Raw genomic sequence first — 1,188 nt, forward strand, 5'->3', positions numbered from 1 at the left:
GCAATAATTTTAGCAACAACACCGGCGCCGACGGTACGGCCACCTTCGCGAATCGCGAAGCGCAGACCTTCTTCCATAGCGATCGGAGCGATCAGCTTGACAGTCATCGAGACGTTATCGCCAGGCAGAACCATTTCTTTGTCTGCGCCCAGGTCAATCGTACCGGTAACGTCAGTTGTACGGAAGTAGAACTGAGGACGGTAGCCATTGAAGAACGGCGTGTGACGGCCACCTTCGTCTTTTGACAGAATGTACACCTCGGCGGTGAACTCGGTGTGCGGCTTGATCGAGCCGGGCTTGGCCAGAACTTGACCACGCTCAACGTCTTCACGCTTGGTACCGCGCAGCAATACACCAACGTTGTCGCCAGCTTGACCTTGGTCCAGCAACTTGCGGAACATTTCAACGCCCGTGCAAGTCGTCTTGACGGTGTCTTTGATACCAACGATTTCGATCTCTTCGCCGACTTTGACGATACCGCGCTCGATACGGCCAGTCACTACAGTACCGCGACCCGAGATCGAGAATACGTCTTCAACAGGCATCAGGAATGTACCGTCAACCGCACGCTCAGGCGTGGGGATGTAGGTGTCCAGTGCTTCAGCCAGTTTCAGGATGGCTTCTTTACCCAATGGGCCTTCGTCGCCTTCCAGTGCCAGCTTGGCCGAACCCTTGATGATGGGGGTGTCGTCGCCGGGGAAGTCGTACTTGGACAGCAGCTCGCGCACTTCCATTTCGACCAGCTCGAGCAACTCTTCGTCGTCGACCATGTCGGCTTTGTTCAGGAACACGATGATGTAAGGCACGCCAACCTGACGGCTCAGCAGAATGTGTTCACGGGTTTGGGGCATTGGGCCGTCAGCGGCCGATACCACCAAAATCGCGCCGTCCATCTGGGCGGCACCCGTAATCATGTTCTTGACGTAGTCGGCGTGGCCGGGGCAGTCAACGTGAGCGTAGTGACGGGCTGCAGTTTCGTACTCAACGTGCGAGGTATTGATCGTAATACCACGGGCCTTTTCTTCGGGAGCTGCGTCAATTTGCGAGTAGTCTTTGGCTTCACCACCGAAGGCCTTGGACAATACTGTTGTGATCGCTGCGGTCAGCGTCGTTTTGCCGTGGTCAACGTGACCGATCGTGCCGACGTTTACGTGCGGTTTGGTCCGCTCAAACTTACCTTTTGCCATG

1 protein-coding gene is annotated in these 1,188 nt (G+C 56.0%); it reads right to left on the reverse strand.

The window, feature by feature from the left end; all coding sequences use genetic code 11:
• Positions 1-1,187, reverse strand: a 1,187-nt coding sequence (gene tuf, locus CHR62_RS15530; RefSeq protein WP_123661536.1) for an elongation factor Tu, incomplete at its 3' end; no start/stop codon positions are given.
• Position 1,188 lies beyond the last annotated feature (1 nt).

The organism is Pusillimonas sp. NJUB218 (assembly GCF_003788685.1).
Lineage (GTDB): Bacteria > Pseudomonadota > Gammaproteobacteria > Burkholderiales > Burkholderiaceae_B > Neopusillimonas.